Origin of the sequence: Streptomyces sp. ATexAB-D23 (assembly GCF_000373645.1) — a bacterium.
GTDB classification, from domain to species: Bacteria; Actinomycetota; Actinomycetes; order Streptomycetales; family Streptomycetaceae; genus Streptomyces; species Streptomyces castrisilvae.
Genome location: NZ_KB892023.1, coordinates 21,841 through 44,700 on the forward strand (window position 1 = coordinate 21,841; position 22,860 = coordinate 44,700).

The window sequence follows — 22,860 nt, forward strand, 5'->3', positions numbered from 1 at the left end:
ACAATCCGGGCCGATCCCCGTAACCGGTACCGGGGATTTTGTATGGATGCGCAACAAACAGGGATAGTGGACTAGACCTTTTGGGGTCCGTCGGGCGAAACTGTTTCCCGTGAAACACGTCATCGCCCTCGATGTGGGCGGCACCGGAATGAAGGCCGCACTGGTCGGGGCCGACGGCGCCCTGCTCCACGAGGCACGGCGCGCGACGGGCAGAGAGCGCGGCCCCGACGCCGTCGTGGAGTCGATCCTCACCTTCGCCGCCGACCTGCGCGCGCACGGCGAGAAGCACTTCGGGCAGAGCGCCCTGGCCGCGGGCGTCGCCGTCCCCGGCATCGTCGACGCCGAGAACGGGATCGCCGTCTACGCCACCAACCTCGGCTGGCGCGACGTACCCATGCGCCGGCTGCTCGGCGACCGGCTCGGCGGGGTGCCGGTGGCGCTCGGCCACGACGTGCGCACCGGAGGGCTCGCCGAGGGCCGGATCGGCGCCGGCAGGGGCGCGGACCGCTTCCTGTTCGTCCCGCTCGGCACCGGCATCGCCGGAGCCATCGGCATCGGGGACGCGATCGAGGAGGGCGCCCACGGCTACGCGGGCGAGATCGGCCACATCGTGGTCCGGCCGGACGGCCCGGACTGCGGCTGCGGCCAGCGCGGCTGCCTGGAGACCCTGGCCTCCGCATCCGCCGTCAGCCGCGCCTGGGCGGCGGCTTCCGGCGACCCGGAGGCGGACGCCGCCGACTGCGCCAAGGCCGTCGAGTCGGGCGACCCGAAGGCCGCCGCCGTCTGGCGCGACGCCGTCGACGCGCTCGCCGCCGGCCTCGTCACCGCGCTCACCCTGCTGGACCCGCGCACGATCATCATCGGTGGCGGTCTCGCCGAGGCCGGGGAAACCTTGTTCACACCACTCCGTGCGGCCGTCGAGGAACGCGTCACGTTCCAGAAGCTGCCCCACATCGTCCCGGCGGCCCTCGGGGACACCGCCGGATGCCTGGGCGCAGGGCTGCTCGCCTGGGATCTTCTCTCCACGGAGGTATCCGCCTGATGGCCGGACGCGCAGACAGCACCGTTCTCGCAGGGGCCCGGGTGGTACTGCCCACCGGAACCGTCGAGGACGGGCGGGTGATCGTAGAAGGCACCCGGATCTCCGGCAGCCGGAACGAGGACGCCCGCACCCTGGACCTCTCCGGCCACTGGATCGTCCCCGGCTTCGTGGACATGCACAACCACGGCGGCGGTGGCGGCTCCTTCACCTCCGGCACCGTCGAGGACGTCCTCACCGGCGTCCGCACCCACCGCGAGCACGGCACCACCACCCTGGTCGCCTCCACCGTCACCGGCGAGATGGACTTCCTCGCCGAACGCGCCGGAATCCTCTCCGAACTGGTCGAGCAGGGCGACCTCGCCGGAATCCACTTCGAGGGCCCCTTCATCTCCCCCTGCCGCAAGGGCGCCCACAGCGAGGACCTGCTTCGCGACCCGGACCCGGCCGAGGTCCGCAAGCTGATGGACGCCGCACGCGGCACCGCGAAGATGTTCACGCTCGCCACCGAACTGCCCGGCGGCATCGAGTCCGTACGGCTGCTCGCCGAGCACGGCGTCATCGCGGCCATCGGCCACACCGACGCCACGTACGAGCAGACCGTCGAGGCCATCGACGCCGGCGCCACCGTCGCCACGCACCTCTACAACGCGATGCCCGGCCTCGGCCACCGCGTGCCCGGCCCGATCGCCGCCCTCCTGGAGGACGAGCGGATCACCGTCGAGCTGATCAACGACGGCACGCACCTGCACCCCGCCGCGCTCCAGCTCGCCTACCACCACGCGGGCGCCCACCGCGTCGCCCTGATCACCGACGCCATGGACGCGGCCGGCTTCGGCGACGGCCGCTACCAGCTCGGCCCGCTCGCCGTGAACGTCGAGAACGGCGTCGCCCGGCTCGTCGAGGGCAACTCCATCGCCGGCTCCACCCTCACCCTGGACACCGCCTTCCACCGGGCCGTGACCATCGACCGCATCCCGGTCGATGACGTGGTGCAGTCCATCTCCGCCAACCCCGCCCGGCTCCTCGGCGTGTACGACAAGGTCGGCTCGCTGGAGCCCGGCAAGGACGCCGACCTTGTCGTCCTGGACGAGGACTTCCGCCTCCGGGGCGTCATGCGCAAGGGCGAGTGGATCATCCGGCCCGAAGCCGTTCCCGCGTGAGCCGAGTACGCGACTCCGCGTGAGCCGAGTACGCCACTCCACGTGAGCCGAGTACGTAACGAAGAGACGGCGGTTGGCCCGGAGGCCTGGGCCGACCGCCTCCCTCTTTGGCATGATCACCCGGGAAACCAGCACAGAAAGCGCGTTCCGGCAAGGAATCAGCGCTCAGCACGGAGCGAAGGGGCGGCCGAGGTGATCCTCACGGTCACGCTGAACACGGCACTCGACCTGACCTACGGCGTCCCCGCCCTCGTACCGCACTCCAGCCACCGCGTCACCGACCTCTCCGAGCGCCCCGGCGGCAAGGGCCTCAACGTCGCCCGCGTCCTCACCTCCCTCGGCCACGACACCGTCGTCACCGGCTTCGCCGGAGGCGCCACCGGAACGGTTCTGCGCGACCTGCTCGCCGCGCTCCCCCAGCAGGGCGCCACCCTCACCGACGCGCTCGTCCCCGTCTTCGGCGACACCCGCCGCACCCTCGCGGTCGTGGACGGCACCACCGGCGACACCACCCAGTTCAACGAACCCGGACCGCACGTCACCGCCGAGGAGTGGACCGCCTTCCTCGGCACGTACACCCGGCTGCTGGACACCGCCGACGCCGTCGCCCTGTGCGGCAGCCTGCCGCCCGGCATCCACGTCGGCGCCTACGCCGAACTCGTCCGGCTCGCCCGCACCGCCGGCGTCCCCGTCCTCCTGGACACCAGCGGCGAACCACTGCGCCGGGGCATCGCCGCCCGCCCCGACCTGATCAAGCCGAACGCCGACGAGCTCGCCCAGCTCACCGGCTCCCGCGAGCCCCTGCGCGCCACCCGTGACGCCCGCCGCCGCGGCGCCCACGGAGTCATCGCCTCGCTGGGTCCGGACGGCATGCTGGCGGTCACCCCGGACGGCGTCTGGCGGGCCTCGCCGCCCGCCCCCGTCAAGGGCAACCCGACCGGAGCGGGCGACTCCGCGGTGGCCGGGCTGCTGTCCGGCCTCGTGGAGTCCCTGAGCTGGCCGGACCGGCTGCGACGGGCGGTGGCACTGTCGACGGCGACCGTGCTGGCCCCCACCGCGGGCGACTTCGACCGCGCGGCGTACGAGGAGCTGCTGCCGCGCGTCGCCATCGAGGAACACGCAGCGGGCACGGCCTGACGCCGCGCCCCCGCACCGCACCGGGCCCGCCCGCCGGACCCGGGGAAACCACAGAGGTCAGCAATGCCGCTCGTCAGCACCGGTGAACTCGTCTCCGCCGCCCAGGCACGGGGACACGGGGTCGCCGCCTTCAACGTCATCACGCTGGAACACGCGGAGGCCATCGCCACCGGCGCCGAGCGCGCCGGAGCCCCCGCCATCCTCCAGGTCTCCGAGAACGCCGTGAAGTTCCACGGCGGCCGGCTCACCGCCATCGCCGCGGCCGCCGCCGCCGTCGCCCGCACCTCCAGCGCCCCGCTCGCCCTCCACCTCGACCACGTCGAGTCCGTGGACCTGCTGCACCGCGCCCACGACGAGGGCTTCGGCTCGGTGATGTTCGACGCCTCCAAGCTCACTTACGAGGACAACGTCCGGGCCACCGCCGAAGCCGTGGCCTGGGGCCACGAGCGCGGCATCTGGATCGAGGCCGAACTCGGCAAGGTCGGCGGCAAGGAGGGCGAGGCCCCGCTCGACGCCCACGCCCCCGGCGTCCGCACCGACCCGGCCGAGGCCGCCGCGTACGTCGCCGCGACCGGCGTGGACGCCCTGGCCGTCGCGGTCGGCTCCTCGCACGCCATGACCGAGCGCACCGCCGCCCTGGACCACGAGCTGATCGGCCGGCTGCGCGACGCCGTCCCCGTCCCGCTCGTCCTGCACGGCTCCAGCGGCGTCCCGGACGACGAGATCCGCCGGGCCGTCGCCTCCTCCGGCATGGTCAAGATCAACGTCGGCACCGCCCTGAACACCGCGTTCACCGGAGCCGTACGCGCCCACCTGGCCGAGAACACCACGGGCGTCGACCCCCGCAAGTACATCGCACCCGGCCGCGAGGCCATGGCCGCGACGGTGGCCGGCTTCCTCGCGCTGATGGGCTGAGCCGGAGACGCCGCGGCCCCCTCACCCGGAGGCGAGGGGGCCGCGGCGCACGGTGCCGGGACGGATCAGCTGGTCTGGTGACCGGCCTTCAGCGACAGCTGGTCGAGGTTGGCGTCGCACTCGTCGCCCTCGTTGCACGAGATCATCAGCGTGTTCTCGCCCTTGACGAGGTTCACGTAGGCGAAGGTGCGGGTCCAGCCCTTCTCCAGGTCGCCCTCGGGGGCGTTGGCGTAGTTCTTCATGTTGATGCCGCGCGGGTCCTCGGAGTTGACCGTCAGGGACGTCTTCGCGTCCTTGCCCGGCACGCCGTACGTCACGAACAGCGTGTACTCACCGGCCTCCGGCACCTCCACCGACCAGGTCGCCGACCGGCCGACCTCGTTGAGGTTGATGTACTGCCCGCTGGCGCTCTTGGCACCCTTCACGGAGTTGTCCAGCTGCGCCGTGCCGCCCAGCTTCAGCGACGCCGCGTCCTGCTTCGGCAGCTCGACCGGGGCCGAGGAGGACGGGGAGGGCTCCGGCGTCGGCGACTGCTCGACCTCCGCGCCGGGACCCGCCGACGAGGTCGCCTCGTCCTTCTTCTTGTCCTTGTCGCCGTCGTCCGTCATCAGCGCCGCACCGATACCGATGAGCACCACCGCGACCACCGCGACCGCGGCGATCAGCAGGCCCTTGGTGTTCGGACCGCCCTTGCCCGAGCCGCCGGAGCCGCCGCGTCCGCCCTGCTGCGGCACCTGAGCGGTGGCCGCGCCGCCGGGATACGTCTCCGGGGCCGCGTACTGCGCGTTCTGCTGGCCGTACTGGCCATTCGGCTGGCCGTAGGGCGCCTGCGGCTGCCCGTACGGCTGCTGGTGGGGGACCTGCTGCCCGTACTGGCGCTCGCCGACGGTCCGCACCTGGTTGTACGAGGTCCGGGGCACACCTGGCTGAGCGGCTGGACCCGGGTAGCCGTAACCGCCCTGCCCCGGAGGCTGCGCACCGGCCGCCTGCCCGTCCTCGTAGAGGTAGCCGAACGGATCGTCGTCCTCGGGTGTGCTCGCGCCGTTGTTCCCGGCCATCCCTGGGTCACTCCTCACCATGTCGCCAGCCGTCGCCGAATATCGCCAGCCGTCGCCGACCGGCCGAGCCTACCCCGAATGGACCACGCCAAGAATTGCCGCAGGTCGCGGCGGGAACCCGGACGGGTAGCCGCGGCGAACGTCAGCCGGCTCTGCGGTGAACCTTCGCACGCGACCGCTTCTCGATGTACATCCGCTGGTCGGCGGAGCGCAGCACCTCTTCGGCCGTCATCCCGCAGGCCGCCCAGCCGATGCCGAAGCTCGCCCCGACCCGCACCGCCCGCCCGTCGACCCGGATGGGCGGAATGATGGCGTTTCGCAGGCGTACCGCCAGGTCCGCGGCGTCCGCCGCGCCCAGGCCGTCCGCGAGGACGACGAATTCGTCACCCCCGAGCCGGGCGACCGTGTCCCCGTCCCGTACGCACGTGGTGAGCCGGCGGGCCACCTCGATGAGAACCGCGTCACCCGTGTGGTGGCCGAAGCGGTCGTTGATCGACTTGAAGCCGTCCAGGTCGCAGAAGAGGACCGCGAGCCCCTTCGAACCGTCGTCGTGCTCCGCGTCCGGCGCGACCGCGTGCACATGGTGGTCGAACGCGGTCGCGCCCGGACCGCCCGGCGTGAAGCCCTGCGCCCGCACGTCGTCCGCGTCGCCGTACGCCGCGTCCAGCGCCTCCACGTCGGTGGTGGCCGCCGCGTCCGGGCGGTTGCACAGCCGGGAGCCGAGCCGGGAGCGCAGCTCCGCGCTGTTGGGCAGCCCGGTCAGCGCGTCGTGCGAGGCGCGGTGGGCGAGGTTCAGCTCGTGGCGCTTGCGCTCCTCTATGTCCTCGACATGCGTCAGCAGGAAGCGCGGCCCGTCCGCGGTGTCCGCGACGACGGAGTTGCGCAGCGAGACCCAGAGATAGGTGCCGTCCCGGCGGCCGAGCCGCAGCTCGGCGCGGCCACCCTCGGCGGAGGTACGGAGCAGGGTGCCGATGTCCTCGGGGTGGACCAGGTCGGCGAAGGAGTAGCGGCGCAGCACCGACGCGGGTCGGCCCAGCAGCCGGCACAGCGCGTCGTTGGTCCGCAGCAGCCGCCCGTGCTGGTCGCCGCCCACCTCGGCGATGGCCATGCCGCTGGGGGCGTACTCGAAGGCCTGGCGGAAGGACTCCTCGCTGGCCCGCAGCGCCTGCTGCTCGCGCTCCAGGCGGACCAGGGCCCGCTGCATGTTGGCCCGGAGCCTCGCGTTGCTGATCGCGATGGCGGACTGCGAGGCGTACATCTGAAGGGCCTCGCGCCCCCAGGCACCCGGGCGGCGGCCGTTGCGGGGCCGGTCGACGGATATGACGCCCAGGAGGTCGGAGCCGCCGCCGGAGGCGTACATCGGGGCGTAGAGCCGGTCCTGCGGGTGCCACTCGTCCTCGAAGCGGGGCTCGGGGCCCTCGGTGTGCCACTGCGGTACGTCGTCGTCGAGGAGTATCCAGCCGTCGGTGTGCGGTATGAAGCGCAGCTCGTCCCATATCTCACCCATGGCGAGCCGCCGCTCCCAGGAGGAGCGGGAGCCGACCCGGCCGGTGATCAGGGCCTCGGCGGCGTGGTTGCCGGCGAAGGCGGCGACGACGAGATCGCCGTCCGGGCGGACGAGGTTGACGCAGGCCAGCTCGTAACCGAGACCGGCGACGATCCCGTCGGCCACGGTCTGCAGTGTGTCGGCCAGGCTCCGCGCCGTGTTGAGATCGGCCACGGCCTGGTGCAGCTGCCGCATCGTCGCAAGACGGACGTACGGCTCCGACTCGGCCTCCATTGCTCGCACTCCCCGAGACCTCGACAGCACTCCAGATTTCATATCGACGTACGTGACGTACTTACTGCAGTGTCACGGCCACTGAATCACAGCGAGCTGTGCACCCGGTACACAGGGTCAACAAATATTGCACTCTGTGACTCAAGTCACAAGATTCGGCAAAGGGGTTATGGAGAAGCCCGTCGGCGGGAAGTCGGCGACAGGTCCTAGGACCCGGCTGGTCCCCTGGCCCGATGCGGGGGCATACCGGGCACGGCTAGCGTTCCCGGTGTGTTGCAGACGAAGCCCCCCACCCCGCGTACCGAGCCCGTCCCCCATGCTGAGGGGGTGAGCAACGAAGAGTTCCGCGGTGCCCTCGCCCGGCTGGCCGCCGGCGTGGTGCTGATCACCGCCCAGGAGCCGCCGCTCGACGAAGACGGGCGCGGCGAGGACGTCGGCATGACCGCGACCGCCTTCATGTCGGTGTCGCTCGACCCGCCGCTGGTGATGGTGAGCCTGCGCAACGACTCCCGGATGGACGACCTGCTGGCGGAGCAGCCGCTGTGGGCGGTCTCGGTGCTGGCGGAGAGTCAGCGGCACGTCGCGGGGCGGTTCGCGATGAAGGGCCGGATCAGCGACCGGCTGCTGTTCGAGGACATCCCGTACGCGCGCGGCGAGATCACCGGGGCCCCGCTGGTCGGCGGGGCGCTCGCGACGCTGGAGTGCCGGACGGAGCAGCGGGTGCCCGCGGGCGACCACACGCTGGTGATCGGGCGGGTGCTCGGCGCACGGGTGCCGAGCGGTGAGAGCGGCCCGCTGACGTATTTCCGCGGGCGTTACCGGCAGTTGGGCTGAGGCGGCGGGCCGGAGTCCGGCGGGCTGCGGGCCGGGGGCCGGGGCGGCGGGTCGGGGGTCCCGGCCGGCAGCGGCTCGGGGGCCGGGCAGGCGACGGTTCCGGACGGGCTGCGGGCCGGGGGGCCGGGTCGGCGGGTCGGTCCCGCGCGCGCCTCGGGGCCAGACGACGGTTCCGGACCGGCGGTTCCGGGCGGCGGGGCCGGACGTGACCGCTCCGGTTACCAGTCGCGGCCCGAGCGGCCGCGCTTCGTGTCGCCGCGCTGTTTCTTCTCGCGCAGCCGGCGCTCGTTGATGCCGCGGGGCACCTTGCGCTTCACGCGCGGCCTGGGGGGCGGGGCGGTGGCCTCGGCCAGCAGGGAGGTGAGCCGGACGGCGGCCGTCTCGCGGTTGCGCCACTGAGAGCGGTGCTCCGAGGCGCGGACGGAGATCACGCCGTCGGTCAGCCGGCTCGCGAGCCGTTCGAGGGCGCGTTCCTTCCACACCTCGGGCAGTGCCTCGGTGGCCGCGAGGTCGAAGCGCAGCTCCACCTGTGTGTCGCTGGTGTTGACGTGCTGCCCGCCGGGCCCGGAGGACCGCGAGAAACGCCACATCAGCTCGGCCTCCGGCAGGGAGACCGAACCGCGGATGACATAGGGCCCGGACATGACACCCATGTTCCCTGCCCCGGCGGGTGTTCGTCACCTCCTTTTGAGATGCCCCGAACACCCTTTCGGCAAAGAAAGTAAAGGCGGACGGAACCTCCCGGTCCCCTGTCGGCGTTATGAACGGTGACGGTAGCTTCGTGATGGCACGAAGCCCGTACCCGACAGATGAAAGGGACTTCCCATGGCAGTAAGCCTGTCCAAGGGCGGCAACGTCTCCCTCACCAAGGAGGCCCCCGGCCTCACCGCCGTCACGGTCGGCCTCGGCTGGGACGTCCGTACCACCACCGGCACCGACTTCGACCTCGACGCCTCGGCGATCGCGGTCAACGCGGAGGGCAAGGTCTACTCGGACGCCCACTTCGTCTTCTTCAACAACAAGTCGACGCCGGACCAGACCATCGTGCACACCGGTGACAACGTCACGGGTGAGGGCGAGGGCGACGACGAGCAGATCAACGTCAACCTGGCGGCCCTGCCGGCCGACGTCGACAAGATCGTCTTCCCGGTCTCCATCTACGACGCCGAGACCCGCAGCCAGAACTTCGGCCAGGTGCGCAACGCCTACATCCGCATCCTGAACCAGGCCGGCGGCGCGGAGATCGCGCGCTACGACCTGAGCGAGGACGCCGCCACCGAGACCGCCATGGTCTTCGGCGAGCTGTACCGCAACGGCGCCGAGTGGAAGTTCCGCGCCGTGGGCCAGGGTTACGCCTCCGGCCTGCGCGGCATCGCGCAGGACTTCGGCGTCACCCTCTGACGCTCCGTACGTCCGCTTCACAGAGCCCCCGGCCGAACGTCCTGCGGCCGGGGGCTCCCGCGTGTCCGCTCCCGGACTCAACTCGCCCCAAGTCCGCCGGATAACGGACACGAACGCACCTCAGTCGGACAAGAACTGGTCAAAGAAATGTGAGGTATTTGTTAGTACACCGTCAATAGCGGTCATTCGGTGGCACGCTCTCGGCTCGTAACCCCCCACGGAACGAGCAACGGAGCACGTATGACCCCCCACATGAACACCCGTCGTGCCGCAGCCCTGGCCGCCGTGGCCGCGATGGTCGTCGTCGGGATGCAGACCGGTGCGGCGAACGCCCACCCGAACACCCCGGGCGACTCCCCCTCCGTCTCCCCCGTCTCCACCCCGGCCTTCAGCAGCGCGTCGGCCCGCACCGCCGCCATCAAGTCCGCCCAGACCGACGCCTCTTCGACCGCGAGCACGCTGAAGCTCGGCGGCAAGGAGAAGCTGATCGTCCGTGACGTGATCAAGGACGCCAACGGCACGGTCCACACCCGATACGAGCGCACCTACGACGGCCTGCCCGTCCTCGGCGGCGACCTCGTCACGCACACCGCCGCGAACGGCAAGCTCAAGAGCGTCACCAAGGCCACCACCGCACGCATATCCGTGCCGTCCACGACGGCGAAGATCAAGACCGCGGCGAGCGCCCGCAAGGTGATCTGGGCGGGCAGCGGCACCCCCGTCCTCGCCCTGGAGTCGGTGAAGACCGGCGTGCAGAAGGACGGCACCCCCAGCCGCAAGCGCGTCATCACCGACGCCACCACCGGCAAGGTCCTCCAGAGCTACGAGGAGATCGAGACCGCCGGCGTCGGCAACAGCCAGTACAGCGGCAAGGTCGACCTCTCCACCACCGCGTCCGGCTCCGGCTTCGAACTGACCGACGGCGACCGCGGCGGCCACAAGACGTACGACCTGAACCAGGGCTCCAGCGGCACCGGCTCCCTCGTCACCGACGACGACGACACCTGGGGCGACGGCACCGGCGACGACCGCCAGACCGCCGCCGTCGACGCCCACTACGGCGCCGCCCTGACCTGGGACTTCTACAAGTCCGCGTTCGGCCGCGACGGCATCGCGGGCGACGGCAAGGCCGCCTACTCCCGCGTCCACTACGGCAACGCGTACGTCAACGCCTTCTGGGACGACAGCTGCTTCTGCATGACCTACGGCGACGGCGCCGACAACAAGAGCGCCCTCACCGCGGTCGACGTCGCGGGCCACGAGATGAGCCACGGCCTCACCGCCTCCACCGCCGACCTCAACTACTCGGGCGAGTCCGGCGGGCTCAACGAGGCCACCAGCGACATCTTCGGCACCGCCGTCGAGTTCTTCGCCGACAACACCACCGACGCCGGCGACTACCTCATCGGCGAGAAGATCGACATCAACGGCGACGGCAGCCCGCTGCGCTACATGGACGAGCCCAGCAAGGACGGCGGCTCCGCCGACTACTGGGACAGCAGCGTCGGCAACCTCGACGTCCACTACTCCTCCGGCGTCGCCAACCACTTCTTCTACCTGCTCGCCGAGGGCAGCGGCGCCAAGACCATCAACGGCGTCGACTACGACTCCCCCACCGCCGACGGCTCCACCGTCACCGGCATCGGCCGGGACAAGGCCGTCCAGATCTGGTACAAGGCCCTCTCCGAGTACATGACCTCCACCACCGACTACGCGGACGCCCGCACCGCCACCGAGCAGGCCGCGACCGACCTGTACGGCGCCGACAGCGCCGAGCTCGAAGCCGTCGACGCCGCCTGGAACGGCGTCAACGTCAAGTAACCCCGCCGCCTCGGCCAGGAGCCGGTCAGCCGTCCGCGGCGGGCCGGCTCCTGCCGTACAGCCACGCCTTCCACAGCCCCGACAGATCCTGCCCGGTCTCCTCCTCCACGTACGCGGTGAAGTCCGCCGTCGACGCGTTGCCGTGCCGGTGCGCCTTCGTCCAGCCCTTCAGCAGCGCGAAGAACTCCTCGTCATCGTCCACCGCCTCACGGATCTTGTGGATGACCATCGCCCCGCGCCCGTACACCGGGGCGTCGGAGACGGCCGCCGCCGACGGCGGATCGGCGGGCGGGAAAGCCCAGTTGTCCTCGTCCTCGTAGGCGTCCTCGAACGACTCCTCGGCCGGGGTGCCGTTCTTCTCCTCCTCCCACAGCCACTCCGCGTACGTCGCCGGCCCCTCGTTCAGCCACATATCGCGCCAGCTCTTCGGCGTGACCGAGTCGCCGAACCACTGGTGCGCCATCTCGTGGACGAGCAGCCCGACGCTCGGAGGGCCCGGGAAGAACGGCCGGTTCTGCGTCTCCAGCGCGTACCCGGAGTCGTCCTCGCGGTCCACGATCGCGCCGGTCGCCGAGAACGGGTACGGCCCGAAGTGCTCCGCCTCCCACGCCACCACCTCCGGCACCCGGGCCACCGTCCGCGCGCTCGCCTTCGCCACCTCGGGGTCCACGGCGGTGAACACCGTGATCCCGCCCGCCATGGTCGACGTCTTCGTCTCGAACCGCCCGACCGCCAGCGTCGCGAGATAGCTCGCCATCGGCTCCGCGGTGTGCCAGCGGAACGTGGTGCGGCCCTTCTCCGTCGTCGGCGGACCGGCAAGCACCCCGTTGGAGACCGCCGTCAGCCCCTTGGGGACGGTGACCGTCAGGTCGTACGCGGCCTTGTCGCTCGGGTGGTGGTTGCCCGGGAACCAGGCCATCGAACCGGTCGGCTCACCGAGCGCGACCACCCCGTCGTCGGTCGGCAGCCAGCCCTCCTCGGACCCGTCCGGATCGGTGATCGTCTTCGGCGAGCCCGAGTAGCGCACGACCACCCGGAACGTCTCGCCCCGGCGCAGCCGGTCCTCGGCCTTCGCGTCCGCACGCAGCGTCAGCTCGTCGCCCGCCCGGTTGACGGCGGCCGGACGCCCCTCCACCGTCGCCGAGTCCACGGTCAGCCCGGCCAGGTCCAGGTTGAACGAACTGAGGTCCTGAGTGGCCCGCGCCGTGATCTCGACACTCCCGCGCAGCCGCTGCTCGTCCGGGTCCACGTCCAGCGTGATGGCGTAGTGCGACACGTCGTAGCCGCCGTTGCCCAGCTTCGGGAAGTACGGATCGCGCACCCCGGACGCGCCCGGCTTGCCCTCCACCCCGCCGGAACAGGCGGGCGCGAGGAGCGCGAGGACGAGCAACGGGAGAGCGGTCCGGGCCGCCCTGGGGACTGCGCCGCGTACCGGGGTTCGATGATCCACGCCGATGATCCTATGTGCGGAATGTCGGACTCCGGGGGTGGTGCGCCGGCTTCGGAGCACCACGGTGCCCAACGGCCGCTCGCCCGCCGCCGGCCGGCCCGGAGGCGTTCCCCCGCCCCCGGGCCGCTGGTGCGAGGCCGACACGCCGGGCATGACACCATCGAACCGTGCTCGACATCGGCTACTCCCTCTCCCGCCGCTTCCCCGACCCCCCGCAGACCGACTACCGCCGGGCGGACGTCCGCGCCCTGCGCCACGATCTGTTCTCCGGGGACGTCTACCTCGCGGACACCAAGGAGGACCGCGAAGTATCCACAGCCTGGGGATGGGTGCCGGTGCTCGACTTCGCCTGGGCCCTCTGCGACATCGTCGAACAAATCGACCAGGACCCCCGCGGCAGCCGCTCGCACCGCCGCCAGTACGCCGAACTCGACTTCACCGAGTCCTCCGACCGCATGCTCTTCGAACGCCGCTTCGGCTGGGTCGACATCGAGGCCGACTGGATGGACCCCGAGGAACCGCCCCTCACCTTCGGCCACTCCCTCCTGCGCCGCGAGGCCCGCGACTTCCTGCACGACCTGATCGCCGACCTCGCCGACATGCACGAGGGCCTCGCCGACAACCCCGCCGTCTGGGACCTCCAGGCCCGCTTCCCCCGCCTCTGACCGGCCCCGGAGACCGCCTCACACCTCCACGCGCACCCCGATCTGCGCCGCGAACGCCGGAGCCAGCTCCATCAGCTGCGCCGGGCTGATCACCGCACCCGCCAGCCGCTCCACACCCCGCGCGATGTCCAGCTCCGCGACCGACCGCAGATCCACCGCCTCCATCCGCACCGCGCTGAAGTCCACCCGCTTCAGCACACAGTCCCGGAACTCCACCCGGGTCAGCTGCGCGCCCCCGAAATCCGGCTCCGCCAGCACACAGCCCTCGAAGACCACGTCCTTCAGCCGGGCCTTGCGCAGATTCAGGTAATCGATCTTCCCGCCCCGCACCAGCACCCGCTCCAGCACCGCCCCGTGCAACTGCACCCCGCCCAGGCGCGCGTCCACCACCTCCACGTCCCGCAGCGACGCCGACGAGAGATCCGTGCCCACCCCCCGTACCCCCGTCAGCACCGAGTCGATGAACCGCGCCCGGCTCAGCTCCGTACGGTCCAGGGCGCAGCCCTCCAGCGCACAGTCCATGAACCGGGCCCCCCGGCCCGACCCGTCCGCCAGATCCACGGACCCGAACCGCACCCCGTCGTAATCCCCGTCGGCCTCCAGCCCGCCCCCCTCGAAATCCGTCAGCGGCGGCAACCGCACCTCCGGGCGCCGCGCCGCCGCGATCCCGCCACCACTCCGACCACCACTGCGCACCATGCCCCCATCGTGACGCACACCACTGACAACGCCCCGCCACCCCTTGACCTCAACCATGCTTGAGGTCGGAGGGTGGGCCCGACGAAACCCACACCACCCCGGGGGAGCCCGCCATGCACGCCGTACGCCTCCACGCCTTCGGCCCCGCCGAGAACCTCTGCTACGAACGGACCGAGGACCCCGAGCCCGGCCCCGGCCAGGTCCGCATCGCCGTCCGCGCCGCCGGCGTACACCTCCTCGACACCACCCTGCGCCAGGGCCACACCGGCCCCTTCCCCGCCCCCACCCCGCTCCCCACCGTCCCGGGCCGCGAAGTCGCCGGCACCGTCGACGCGCTCGGCGAAGGCACCGACCCCGGCCGGCTCGGCCAGGACGTCGTCGCCCACCTCGGCACCGGCCCCGGCGGCTACGCCGAACTCGCCGTCACCGACGCCGAACGACTCCACCGCATACCCGAAGGACTGGGCCACGCCGAGGCCGTCGCCATGATCGGCACCGGCCGCACCGCCCTCGGCATCCTCGCCTTCACCCCGCTCGGCCCCGACTCCGTCGCACTCGTCACCGCCGCCGCCGGAGGCATCGGCACCCTGCTCGTCCAGCACGCCAGGAACGCCGGGGCCACCGTCATCGGCCTCGCCGGCGGCCCCGCCAAGACCGCCCTCGTCCGGGACAACGGCGCCGACCTCGCCGTCGACTACACCCGCCCCGACTGGCCCCGCCACGTCCGCACCCACCTCGACGCCCTCGGCCGCCGCGCCACCGTCGTCTACGACTGCGTCGGCTCCACCACCGCCCGCGCCGCCGTCGACCTCCTCGGCAAGGGCGGACAGCACATCGTCCACGGCTGGGCGGGCGGCCGCCCCCTCACCCTGACCGACGAGGAACTCGCCGCACGCGGCATCACCTCCGAGCACGTCCTCGGCCCCGCCATGCTCAGCAGGGGCGGCGGCCTGCGCACCCTCGAAACCCGCGCCCTCGCCGAAGCCGCCGCGGGCCGCCTGCGCCCCGCGATCCGGAGCTACCCGCTCGCCCGTGCCGCCGACGCCCACCGCGACCTGGAAACCCGCGGCACCACCGGCAAGGTCGTCCTCATCCCCTGAACCCCCGGGCCCGGGGACCGTCAGGCCCCCGCCCCGCCCAGCTCCGCCAGCGCCCCGTCCGTCAGCCGGTACACCGTCCACTCGTCCTGCGGACGCGCCCCCAGCGCCTCGTAGAACGCGATCGACGGAGCGTTCCAGTTCAGCACCGACCACTCCAGGCGCTCGTAACCCCGCTCCACACAGATCCGCGCCAACTCCGTCAGCAGCGCCTTCCCGTGCCCGCCGCCACGCCGCTCGGGACGTACGTACAAGTCCTCCAGGTAGATCCCGTGCGTCCCGCGCCACGTGGAGAAGTTCAGGAACCACAGCCCGAAGCCCACCACCGAGCCGTCCTCGTCCGACTCCGCGATGTGCGCGAACGCGGCCGGCCGCTCCCCGAACAGCGCCTCCCGCAACTGCTCCTCGGTGACACGCACCTCGTGCAGCGACTTCTCGTAATCGGCCAGCTCACGCACCATCGCGTGCAGCTCGGGAACATCGGCGGCAGTAGCAGTACGAATCATGGGGGCAGCGTAAACAGCGCCCGCCGGCCGCCCGCCGCCGCCTACCCCCGGCCCAGCAGCACCCGGGCGATGTGCGCCTGCTCCGGCGCCAGCCGCCCCTCACCGCCGTCCCCGACGCTCCAGCACGCGTTCTGCAGCACCCGCCCCAGCGTCCAGGCCACCGCCCGCCCCCGGTCCAGGCCCAGCACCCCGGTCAGCACGTCGAACCGCCGCCCCACCGCGTCCGCTTCGAACCGGTTCCACAACGCGGGCAGCAGCTCGAAACCCGGGTCCCCCACCAGCGGCTTCGGATCGATCGCCACCCACCGCCCGTCCGGACCCGCCAGCACGTTCCCGAAGTGCAGATCCCAGTGCAGCAGCCGGTCACCCGGCTCCCCCGCCACCTCACGCACCGCCGCCGCGCAGTCCCGTACCAACCCCCGCTCCCCCTCGTCCACCAGGCCCGCCACGACCCCCGGCGCACCGGCCACCATCCGCTCGGCCGCCTCCCCCAGCCCCCGCAGCCCGCACCCGGCCGGCGGCCGCACCGCAGTCAGCCCCGCCAGCAACCCGGCGATCACCCCCACCGCCCGGCCCGCGTCCGCCGTCCCGTCGAGCGAACGCCGCCCGTCCAGCCGCTCCAGCAGCATCGCCCCCGTCGCCGGATCGTGCTCCAGCAGCCCCACCGCCCCGGCCGACGCCTCCTCCCACAACCGCAGCGCGACCGGCTCCCCCACCGTCTCCTCATCCACCAACTGCAACTTCAGCACCGCCGGGCGCCCGTCCCCCACCCGCACCACCGGCAGGACCAGCGCACACACCCCGTGCATCGCCGCACCGTCCCGCCGCAGCCCCCACCGCTCCAGGAACTCCGCCGCCATCCCCGGCAACCCGGCGACGAACGCCCGCCCGGCTTCCCCGTTGCAGGCGTTCTGAGCAGCGACCAGCGCATCCGGAATGTCGATCACGCCCCCGATCGTAGGAGCGTGCGTCAATCGGCTATGCCCACCGGCCACCCAGCCCCGCCCACCCGGCCCCGCACCACCCCCGCCGCCCGGCTCCGCGCCACCGGCTCATGGATCCGCAGCGCCCCCGGCACCTACATCTGGCTGACCGCCCTCTTCATCACCACGGTCATCGTCCACCAGATGTCACCGGCCTTCGAGGAGGAGTTCCTCCGCCAGCGCTCCACCAACATCCACGAGCTGTCCCGCAACCCCGTCCGCGTCCTCATCAGCAGCGCCTTCTGGATCGACAGCGGCCAATGGCTCCCCTACGCCGTCCTCTACACCGTCTTCCACGCCCCCGCCGAACGCCGCCTCGGCACCCTGCGCTGGCTCACCGTCGCCGCCGCCGCCCACGTGCTGGCCACCCTCGTCAGCGAGGGCGTACTCGCCTGGGCCATCCACCACGGCCACGCCCCGCCCTCCGCCGCCAACACCCTCGACATCGGCGTCAGCTACGCCCTCGCCGGCGTGGTCGCGGTCCTCACCTACTACGTCCCCCGCCCCTGGCGCCCCGCCTACCTCTTCGCGGTCCTGGTCATCTACACCGTCCCCCTCATCACCCGCCCCACCTTCACGGACATCGGCCATCTGACAGCGGCACTGATCGGATTGGCGTGCTACCCGCTGACGCGGCGCGGGACATAAAAAAACCAGGCCGGCGGGGCGCCGACCTGGTCGATGGAGCCCCCTGTCGGATTCGAACCGACGACCTACGCATTACAAGTGCGTTGCTCTGGCCAGCTGAGCTAAGGAGGCGTGCCGGAGCAGTCTAACCAACACCGCAGCCGGCGCAGTGCAGAAATCTCACACCCCAGGAACTGCTGACAGATCCGAAACCGCCAGGTAGCGTCCTTTCAGGTTCACTCCGATGGACCAGACCACTCCCTTACAACGGATCGTCCGGCACGTACCTGCCGGTGGAGGAGAAGCATCAGCATGGCCAGTGTCACGTTCGACAAGGCGTCCCGTGTCTACCCCGGCTCCACGAAGCCCGCGGTCGACCAGCTTGAGATCGACATCGCGGACGGTGAGTTCCTCGTCCTCGTCGGTCCCTCCGGTTGTGGCAAGTCCACCTCCCTGCGCATGCTCGCGGGTCTTGAGGACGTCAACGGCGGTGCGATCCGCATCGGTGACCGTGACGTCACGCACCTGCCGCCGAAGGACCGGGACATCGCCATGGTGTTCCAGAACTACGCGCTCTACCCGCACATGACCGTGGCGGACAACATGGGCTTCGCGCTCAAGATCGCCGGTGTGAACAAGACCGACATCCGGGCGAAGGTCGAAGAGGCCGCCAAGATGCTGGACCTCAGCGAATACCTGGACCGGAAGCCGAAGGCGCTCTCCGGTGGTCAGCGTCAGCGTGTGGCGATGGGCCGCGCGATCGTGCGTGAGCCGCAGGTCTTCCTCATGGACGAGCCGCTGTCGAACCTCGACGCCAAGCTCCGCGTCTCCACCCGTACGCAGATCGCCTCGCTCCAGCGCCGGCTGGGCATCACGACCGTGTACGTCACGCACGACCAGGTCGAGGCCCTGACCATGGGCGACCGGGTCGCGGTCCTCAAGGACGGTCTGCTCCAGCAGGTCGACTCGCCGCGCAACATGTACGACAAGCCGGCGAACCTCTTCGTGGCCGGCTTCATCGGCTCGCCCGCGATGAACCTGGTCGAGGTCCCGATCACCGACGGTGGCGTGAAGTTCGGCAACAGCGTCGTCCCGGTCTCGCGTGAGGCGCTGACCGCCGCCGCCGACCGCGGCGACACGACCGTGACGGTCGGTATCCGCCCCGAGCACTTCGACATCGTCGAGCACGGTGGCGCCGCCGCGAAGACCCTCACCAAGGACTCCTCGGAGGCCCCGGCCGGCCTGGCCGTCTCGGTCAACGTGGTCGAGGAGCTCGGCGCCGACGGCTTCGTCTACGGTGCCGCCGAGGTCGGTGGCGAGCACAAGGACCTCGTGGTCCGCGTCGGCGGCCGCGCCGTCCCGGAGAAGGGCACCAAGCTGCACGTCGTGCCGCGCCCGGACGAGCTGCACGTCTTCGCCACGTCGACGGGCGAGCGTCTCACCGCCTGATCCGGCAAGCGCTGTACGGTGGCCCCGCACGATCTTCGTGCGGGGCCACCGCGCGTCGGTGCCGGTTGAGGGGTTTGAACAGCCGAGGGCAGAATCCCCGGCACAACGGTCATTTCACTCCGACTCGTCAACACGCGATTCGAAAAGCCCACTCGAACCATCCCTCGCGAGGGTGACGTAATGTCGCCATGTCATCACCGACCGCTACGCTCACTGCGTGACCCACTCCGTGCGCCGTATCGGCCGAACTCTCGCTCTCGTACTGCCCGTCGTCATGGTTCTGTCCGGGACCCTCGCGGTCACCGCCGTGCCGTGGGCAGCCAGCAACTCCGACTCGCAGCTGCTCGCCGCGTCGGCTCGTACCGTCTCCGACGCCAAGGGCGCCAAGGAGGTCAAGGAACGTGCCCCGCAGGACATCCTGCGCGACCGGCTCCTCGTGGAGCTCCGGGAGGAGGACCCCGGTGTCGCCCTGACGGAACTCCAGCGTGCCGTCGAGGGGCGGCCGTCGCTCGCCCGGCACTGCATGTCGATCGCGAAGGCGCTCGGGAAGGCGGCCGTCGCGCAGTACGGCCCGACGCGGGCGCACCGTTTCTCCCGCCCCGTCTGTGACACGTCGTTCGCCTCGGGTGTCGCCCAGTTCAGCTGACCGACCGAAGCCGGGCACGGCATATCGTGCCTGGCATGCATACGTTTCCGACGCAGGCCGTGATCCTGGCGGGTGGCCAGGGGTCACGGCTGCGCCCGTATACCGATGACCGCCCCAAGCCGATGGTCGAGATCCCGGGTACCGGGACCCCGATCATCGGCCATCAGCTTTCCTGGCTGGCCGCCGAGGGCGTGACCGATGCCGTGGTCTCGTGCGGGCATCTCGCCGAGGTGTTGCAGGAGTGGCTGTCCGACGCGGTGCTGCCGTTGCGCGTGACGACGGTGGTGGAGTCCGAGCCGCTGGGGCGCGGGGGCGGGCTGAAGTACGCGGCGGCCCGGTTGCCGGCGCCGGACGAGCCCTGGTATGCGACCAACGGGGACATCTGGACGCGGTTCTCGTTGCGTGAGATGGCGGCGTTCCACGCGGAACGGGACGCGACCGCGACGCTGGCGCTGGCCCGTCCGAGGATTCCGTGGGGGGCGGTGGAGACGGACGCGTTCGGGCACATCACGGACTTCATCGAGGCGCCGCCGTCGCCGTATCTGATCAATGCCGGGGTGTACGTGTTCTCTCCGGCGTTCACCGCGCTGCTGCCGGACCGGGGGGACCATGAGCGTACGACGTTCCCGCGGCTGGCCAGGGAGCGGCGGCTGGCGGGGTATCCGTTGCCGCACGGGGCGTACTGGCGGGCCATCGACACGGCGAAGGACCTGACCGAGGCCGCCAAGGAGCTGGACGGGCGGTAACCGGTACGGGGTACGGAGAAGGGGCGGGGCCGGAGGTTTTCCTTCGGCCCCGCCCCTTCTCGTCGTGTGCCTCCGGGTCAGCCGAGGAGGCCGCCGATGGGGTTGCGGCCGCTGGTGTCGCCGCTGCCGCCGGTGGAGCCGGTGGCGGGGTCGGGGTCGGTGCCGCCGGTGGTGGAGCCGCCGCCGTCGCCGGTGGAGCCGGAGGAGCTGGGGCCCGCGCTGGTGGTGGGCGGCTGCTGGGGGGTGGTCTGCTGCGGGGGCTGCTGGCCGGTGCCCTGGGTCTCGCTGGGCTGTCCGGCGCCCGCGCCCGCCGCCTGGCCCGTTTCGCGGACGTTGTCCGTGGTGGGGGTGGAGGCGTCGGCGGAGGGGGTGTGGGGGGCGGTGCTGTGGGACGGGGTGGGCTCGTGGCCGGTGGGGCTCTTGGAGGGCTTGCCGCCGCGGGACTTGTCGGGGAGCGGGGAGCCGGGGAGCTGGTTGGTGGGGACGCCGTGGGGGCCGGGGACGGTGACGACCTCGGTGGAGCGGACGGCGCCGCCGAGGATGGAGCCGATGAGGAGGGTGAGCCCGACGACGATGCTGGCGACGACACCGCCGCGGCGCAGGACCCGGCGGCGCAGGTCCCAGATCTCGGAGCGGGGGCCGAGCTTGCGCCAGGCCTCTCCGGCGAGGCGTCCGTCGAGGGAGTAGACGGGGGCGCCCGCGATGATCAGGGGGCTCCAGGCGGCCAGGAAGATGATGTCGGGCGCGTCGTAGGCGGCGACGGTGCGCCAGCTGACGGTGACCAGGAGGGCGGCGGACAGCAGCGCGCCGACGGTGGCGGCGACGCGCTGCCAGAGGCCGAGGACGGTGAGGACGCCGACGACGACCTGGAGGAAGGCGATGGAGAGGCCGGCTCCGACCGGGTGGGACAGGGCGAAGTCGCGCAGCGGTTCGGCGAGGGCCCAGGGGTGGAGGGAGTTCAGCCACTTGACCATGGAGCCGCGTTCGCCGCCGTCGAAGTAGACGGGGTCGCAGAGTTTGCCCATGCCGGCGTAGATGGAGATGAAGCCGAGGAGGACCCGCATGGGCAGGAGGACGACGCCGAGGTTCATGCGGCGGCCGGGGTAGTACGCGTGCCGGACGTCGTCGGCGCCGTTCTGGCGCCGGCCCCGGGTGCCGTTGTCCTCGTCGGTGAGGTCGACGGCGGGGTCGTCGTCGTAGTGGTCCGGGTCGTGGTGGAGGTCCGGGTGGTACGGCCCGGGGTCGACGGGGTCGTAGGCGCCGACGGCCCGGCGCATGGGCGGGAGCAGGGGGCCGCCGGGGCGGGGTGCGCCGATGACGGGGTTGGGCTGGGTCTCGTCGAGGGGCAGGTCGTCGAGGCGCGGGATGACCTGGGTGCCGACGCCGTGTCCGCGGTCGGACTCGTAGGGGACGTACGGCTCGTAGGGGTCGTACGCGGTGTCGGGGCGGCCCGCGGTGGAGTTCCGTACGGCCTGGAGAAGCCCGGTGGCGCCGGGGTCGCCCGGGGCGGACCTGCCGCTCCAGACGACGGGGGCGCGTCGGCCGCGACCGGCTCCGGCACCGCTCATGGCGGGGATCCTGGGCGGGCCGACGGGGCTCACACCGCGCAGCCGTGCGCGCTGGCCGGGGGCGAGCTGTACCCGGAAGCTGGCGTGGTTGACGATGACCTGCGCGGGGTCGCAGTCCACCTTGGTCATGCTCAGGGCGGGTAGTTCGTCGAACCGAGGCGTTCTGGTGTCCACACTCATCTAACCGAGTGATGTGTGATTAGGACACTGCCTTGACGGTGTCGAAGTGTCCGAGACCCGTCAACAGGTGGTGGGGGGTCGCGCGGGGGCGCGCGCACGTGCGCTCGCGCCCCCGCGGGGCCCCTCCGGGCCGGGGTGGTCAGGCGCGGCGGCGGGCGACCTCGTACATGACGATTCCGGCGGCGACACCGGCGTTGAGGGATTCGGCGCCGCCGGGCATGGAGATGCGGACGCGGTAGTCGCAGGTCTCGCCGACGAGCCGGCCGAGGCCCTTGCCCTCGCTGCCGATGACGATGACGACGGGGCCGCCGAGGGCTTCGAGGTCCTCGACGGTGTGCTCGCCGTCGGCGGCGAGGCCGACGACCGCGATGCCTTCCTTCTTGTACGCCTCCAGCGCGCGGGTCAGGTTGGTGACCCGGGAGACGGGCGTACGAGCGGCGGTGCCGGCGGAGGACTTCCAGGCTCCGGCGGTCATGCCGGCCGCGCGGCGCTCGGGCACGACGACGCCGTGGCCGCCGAAGGCGGAGACGGAGCGGACGATCGCGCCGAGGTTGCGGGGGTCGGTGACGCCGTCGAGGGCGACGATGAGGGGGTCCTCGCCGTTGTCGTACGCGGCGGCGGTGAGGTCCTGCGGGTCGGCGTACTCGTAGGGCGGGACCTGGAGCACGAGGCCCTGGTGGTTGAGCCCGTTCGTCATGCGGTCGAGCTCGGGGCGCGGGGCTTCCATCAGGTTGATGTTGCCGCGCTCGCCGGCGAGCTGGAGGGCTTCGCGGACGCGCTCGTCGTTGTCGATGTACTGCTGGACGTAGAGGGTGGTGGCGGGGACGCCGTCGCGCAGGGCCTCGTAGACGGGGTTGCGGCCGACGACCATCTCGGAGGTGCCCTTGACGCCGCCGCGGCGGGGGGCGGGGCGGCGGGCGGCGGCCTGCTTGGCCTGGGCGTTGGCGACGCGGTTCTTCTTGTGTCCCTTGCGGGCGGAGGCGGGCGGCGTCGGTCCCTTGCCTTCGAGACCACGGCGTCGCTGGCCACCGCTGCCGACCTGCATGCCCTTCTTGTTGGACGTGCGGCGGTTCCTGCGCTGGCTGTTCCCGGCCAT

At 71.8% G+C, this 22,860-nt stretch carries 22 protein-coding genes and 1 tRNA gene; 13 read left to right on the forward strand and 10 right to left on the reverse strand.

Annotation, left to right across the window (positions count from 1 at the left end; genetic code table 11):
* Window positions 1-109: 109 nt before the first annotated feature.
* From B082_RS0120290 to B082_RS0120305, 4 genes are all read left to right on the forward strand, one after another.
* On the forward strand, window positions 110-1,042 hold the full coding sequence (locus tag B082_RS0120290; RefSeq protein WP_018553649.1) for an ROK family protein: 933 nt from the start codon (window positions 110-112) through the stop codon (window positions 1,040-1,042).
* A complete protein-coding gene (gene nagA / locus B082_RS0120295; protein ID WP_018553650.1) occupies window positions 1,042-2,202 on the forward strand; it encodes an N-acetylglucosamine-6-phosphate deacetylase in 1,161 nt (386 codons plus the stop codon). Before B082_RS0120290 ends, nagA begins: the two co-directional genes overlap by 1 nt.
* Window positions 2,203-2,394: 192 nt before the next feature.
* Window positions 2,395-3,339: a 1-phosphofructokinase family hexose kinase gene (locus B082_RS0120300; RefSeq protein WP_018553651.1), complete on the forward strand. Its 945-nt coding sequence runs from the start codon at window positions 2,395-2,397 to the stop codon at window positions 3,337-3,339.
* Between the two features lie 63 nt (window positions 3,340-3,402).
* Complete coding sequence (locus B082_RS0120305) at window positions 3,403-4,254, forward strand: class II fructose-bisphosphate aldolase (RefSeq protein WP_018553652.1); 852 nt, start codon at window positions 3,403-3,405, stop codon at window positions 4,252-4,254.
* Window positions 4,255-4,319: 65 nt separating this feature from the next.
* Here B082_RS0120305 and B082_RS0120310 read toward each other — a convergent pair whose 3' ends face one another.
* Window positions 4,320-5,312: a hypothetical protein gene (locus B082_RS0120310; protein ID WP_018553653.1), complete on the reverse strand. Its 993-nt coding sequence runs from the start codon at window positions 5,310-5,312 to the stop codon at window positions 4,320-4,322.
* Between the two features lie 142 nt (window positions 5,313-5,454).
* Window positions 5,455-7,092 (reverse strand): diguanylate cyclase CdgB, encoded by a 1,638-nt coding sequence (gene cdgB, locus B082_RS0120315; RefSeq protein ID WP_018553654.1) that lies wholly within the window; start codon window positions 7,090-7,092, stop codon window positions 5,455-5,457.
* A 327-nt stretch (window positions 7,093-7,419) separates the two neighbouring features.
* Here cdgB and B082_RS0120320 point away from each other — a divergent pair, with 327 nt between their 5' ends.
* Window positions 7,420-7,926, forward strand: coding sequence for a flavin reductase family protein (locus tag B082_RS0120320; protein ID WP_018553655.1), 507 nt, complete (start codon window positions 7,420-7,422; stop codon window positions 7,924-7,926).
* Between the two features lie 218 nt (window positions 7,927-8,144).
* Here the strand turns inward: B082_RS0120320 and arfB are convergent, their stop codons facing one another.
* Window positions 8,145-8,570 (reverse strand): alternative ribosome rescue aminoacyl-tRNA hydrolase ArfB, encoded by a 426-nt coding sequence (gene arfB, locus B082_RS0120325; protein ID WP_026249992.1) that lies wholly within the window; start codon window positions 8,568-8,570, stop codon window positions 8,145-8,147.
* A gap of 181 nt (window positions 8,571-8,751) precedes the next feature.
* Between arfB and B082_RS0120330 the strand changes: the two genes are divergently transcribed.
* Together B082_RS0120330 and B082_RS0120335 are read left to right on the forward strand one after the other, a co-directional pair.
* On the forward strand, window positions 8,752-9,327 hold the full coding sequence (locus B082_RS0120330; protein ID WP_018553657.1) for a TerD family protein: 576 nt from the start codon (window positions 8,752-8,754) through the stop codon (window positions 9,325-9,327).
* Between the two features lie 240 nt (window positions 9,328-9,567).
* Complete coding sequence (locus B082_RS0120335; RefSeq protein ID WP_018553658.1) at window positions 9,568-11,148, forward strand: M4 family metallopeptidase; 1,581 nt, start codon at window positions 9,568-9,570, stop codon at window positions 11,146-11,148.
* A 25-nt stretch (window positions 11,149-11,173) separates the two neighbouring features.
* Here B082_RS0120335 and B082_RS0120340 read toward each other — a convergent pair whose 3' ends face one another.
* Window positions 11,174-12,598 carry a M1 family metallopeptidase gene (locus B082_RS0120340; RefSeq protein ID WP_026249993.1) on the reverse strand — a complete coding sequence of 475 codons (1,425 nt, stop codon included), beginning with the start codon at window positions 12,596-12,598 and terminating at the stop codon, window positions 11,174-11,176.
* Between the two features lie 167 nt (window positions 12,599-12,765).
* On the opposite strand from B082_RS0120340, the gene B082_RS0120345 reads away from it, so the two are divergent.
* The gene (locus tag B082_RS0120345; protein ID WP_018553660.1) at window positions 12,766-13,263 is read left to right on the forward strand and encodes a hypothetical protein; all 498 of its coding nucleotides are present in this window, start codon (window positions 12,766-12,768) and stop codon (window positions 13,261-13,263) included.
* 18 nt (window positions 13,264-13,281) lie between these two features.
* On the opposite strand, the gene B082_RS0120350 is transcribed toward B082_RS0120345, so the two are convergent.
* Window positions 13,282-13,962 carry a pentapeptide repeat-containing protein gene (locus tag B082_RS0120350; protein WP_202453557.1) on the reverse strand — a complete coding sequence of 227 codons (681 nt, stop codon included), beginning with the start codon at window positions 13,960-13,962 and terminating at the stop codon, window positions 13,282-13,284.
* A 113-nt stretch (window positions 13,963-14,075) separates the two neighbouring features.
* Between B082_RS0120350 and B082_RS0120355 the strand changes: the two genes are divergently transcribed.
* Window positions 14,076-15,062: a zinc-binding dehydrogenase gene (locus B082_RS0120355; RefSeq protein WP_018553662.1), complete on the forward strand. Its 987-nt coding sequence runs from the start codon at window positions 14,076-14,078 to the stop codon at window positions 15,060-15,062.
* Window positions 15,063-15,082: 20 nt separating this feature from the next.
* Here B082_RS0120355 and B082_RS0120360 read toward each other — a convergent pair whose 3' ends face one another.
* Window positions 15,083-15,565 (reverse strand): GNAT family N-acetyltransferase, encoded by a 483-nt coding sequence (locus B082_RS0120360; protein ID WP_026249995.1) that lies wholly within the window; start codon window positions 15,563-15,565, stop codon window positions 15,083-15,085.
* A 41-nt stretch (window positions 15,566-15,606) separates the two neighbouring features.
* A complete protein-coding gene (locus B082_RS0120365) occupies window positions 15,607-16,512 on the reverse strand; it encodes an aminoglycoside phosphotransferase family protein (protein ID WP_018553664.1) in 906 nt (301 codons plus the stop codon).
* Between the two features lie 33 nt (window positions 16,513-16,545).
* Between B082_RS0120365 and B082_RS0120370 the strand changes: the two genes are divergently transcribed.
* Window positions 16,546-17,196 carry a rhomboid-like protein gene (locus B082_RS0120370; protein ID WP_018553665.1) on the forward strand — a complete coding sequence of 217 codons (651 nt, stop codon included), beginning with the start codon at window positions 16,546-16,548 and terminating at the stop codon, window positions 17,194-17,196.
* Window positions 17,197-17,230: 34 nt separating this feature from the next.
* Here the strand turns inward: B082_RS0120370 and B082_RS0120375 are convergent.
* Window positions 17,231-17,307 (reverse strand) — tRNA-Thr (locus tag B082_RS0120375).
* Window positions 17,308-17,487: 180 nt separating this feature from the next.
* Between B082_RS0120375 and B082_RS0120380 the strand changes: the two genes are divergently transcribed.
* From B082_RS0120380 to B082_RS0120390, 3 genes are all read left to right on the forward strand, one after another.
* The gene (locus tag B082_RS0120380) at window positions 17,488-18,624 is read left to right on the forward strand and encodes an ABC transporter ATP-binding protein (protein WP_018553666.1); all 1,137 of its coding nucleotides are present in this window, start codon (window positions 17,488-17,490) and stop codon (window positions 18,622-18,624) included.
* A 217-nt stretch (window positions 18,625-18,841) separates the two neighbouring features.
* The gene (locus tag B082_RS0120385; protein WP_026249996.1) at window positions 18,842-19,270 is read left to right on the forward strand and encodes a hypothetical protein; all 429 of its coding nucleotides are present in this window, start codon (window positions 18,842-18,844) and stop codon (window positions 19,268-19,270) included.
* Between the two features lie 35 nt (window positions 19,271-19,305).
* The gene (locus B082_RS0120390) at window positions 19,306-20,016 is read left to right on the forward strand and encodes a nucleotidyltransferase family protein (protein ID WP_018553668.1); all 711 of its coding nucleotides are present in this window, start codon (window positions 19,306-19,308) and stop codon (window positions 20,014-20,016) included.
* Window positions 20,017-20,093: 77 nt separating this feature from the next.
* Here B082_RS0120390 and B082_RS0120395 read toward each other — a convergent pair whose 3' ends face one another.
* Window positions 20,094-21,764 carry a DoxX family membrane protein gene (locus B082_RS0120395; RefSeq protein ID WP_234018192.1) on the reverse strand — a complete coding sequence of 557 codons (1,671 nt, stop codon included), beginning with the start codon at window positions 21,762-21,764 and terminating at the stop codon, window positions 20,094-20,096.
* A 139-nt stretch (window positions 21,765-21,903) separates the two neighbouring features.
* Window positions 21,904-22,860: a 23S rRNA (guanosine(2251)-2'-O)-methyltransferase RlmB gene (gene rlmB / locus B082_RS0120400; RefSeq protein ID WP_018553670.1), complete on the reverse strand. Its 957-nt coding sequence runs from the start codon at window positions 22,858-22,860 to the stop codon at window positions 21,904-21,906.

Excerpts from the sequence above, each read along its gene's own strand:
- nagA (WP_018553650.1), top strand. The coding sequence starts at position 1,042 with ATGGCCGGACGCGCAGACAGCACCGTTCTCGCAGGGGCCCGGGTGGTA.
- B082_RS0120305 (WP_018553652.1), top strand. The coding sequence starts at position 3,403 with ATGCCGCTCGTCAGCACCGGTGAACTCGTCTCCGCCGCCCAGGCACGG.
- B082_RS0120310 (WP_018553653.1), bottom strand. The coding sequence starts at position 5,312 with ATGGCCGGGAACAACGGCGCGAGCACACCCGAGGACGACGATCCGTTC.
- cdgB (WP_018553654.1), bottom strand. The coding sequence starts at position 7,092 with ATGGAGGCCGAGTCGGAGCCGTACGTCCGTCTTGCGACGATGCGGCAG.
- arfB (WP_026249992.1), bottom strand. The coding sequence starts at position 8,570 with ATGTCCGGGCCCTATGTCATCCGCGGTTCGGTCTCCCTGCCGGAGGCC.
- B082_RS0120330 (WP_018553657.1), top strand. The coding sequence starts at position 8,752 with ATGGCAGTAAGCCTGTCCAAGGGCGGCAACGTCTCCCTCACCAAGGAG.
- B082_RS0120335 (WP_018553658.1), top strand. The coding sequence starts at position 9,568 with ATGACCCCCCACATGAACACCCGTCGTGCCGCAGCCCTGGCCGCCGTG.
- B082_RS0120350 (WP_202453557.1), bottom strand. The coding sequence starts at position 13,962 with ATGGTGCGCAGTGGTGGTCGGAGTGGTGGCGGGATCGCGGCGGCGCGG.
- B082_RS0120355 (WP_018553662.1), top strand. The coding sequence starts at position 14,076 with ATGCACGCCGTACGCCTCCACGCCTTCGGCCCCGCCGAGAACCTCTGC.
- B082_RS0120360 (WP_026249995.1), bottom strand. The coding sequence starts at position 15,565 with ATGATTCGTACTGCTACTGCCGCCGATGTTCCCGAGCTGCACGCGATG.
- B082_RS0120370 (WP_018553665.1), top strand. The coding sequence starts at position 16,546 with ATGCCCACCGGCCACCCAGCCCCGCCCACCCGGCCCCGCACCACCCCC.
- B082_RS0120380 (WP_018553666.1), top strand. The coding sequence starts at position 17,488 with ATGGCCAGTGTCACGTTCGACAAGGCGTCCCGTGTCTACCCCGGCTCC.
- B082_RS0120390 (WP_018553668.1), top strand. The coding sequence starts at position 19,306 with ATGCATACGTTTCCGACGCAGGCCGTGATCCTGGCGGGTGGCCAGGGG.
- B082_RS0120395 (WP_234018192.1), bottom strand. The coding sequence starts at position 21,764 with ATGAGTGTGGACACCAGAACGCCTCGGTTCGACGAACTACCCGCCCTG.
- rlmB (WP_018553670.1), bottom strand. The coding sequence starts at position 22,860 with ATGGCCGGGAACAGCCAGCGCAGGAACCGCCGCACGTCCAACAAGAAG.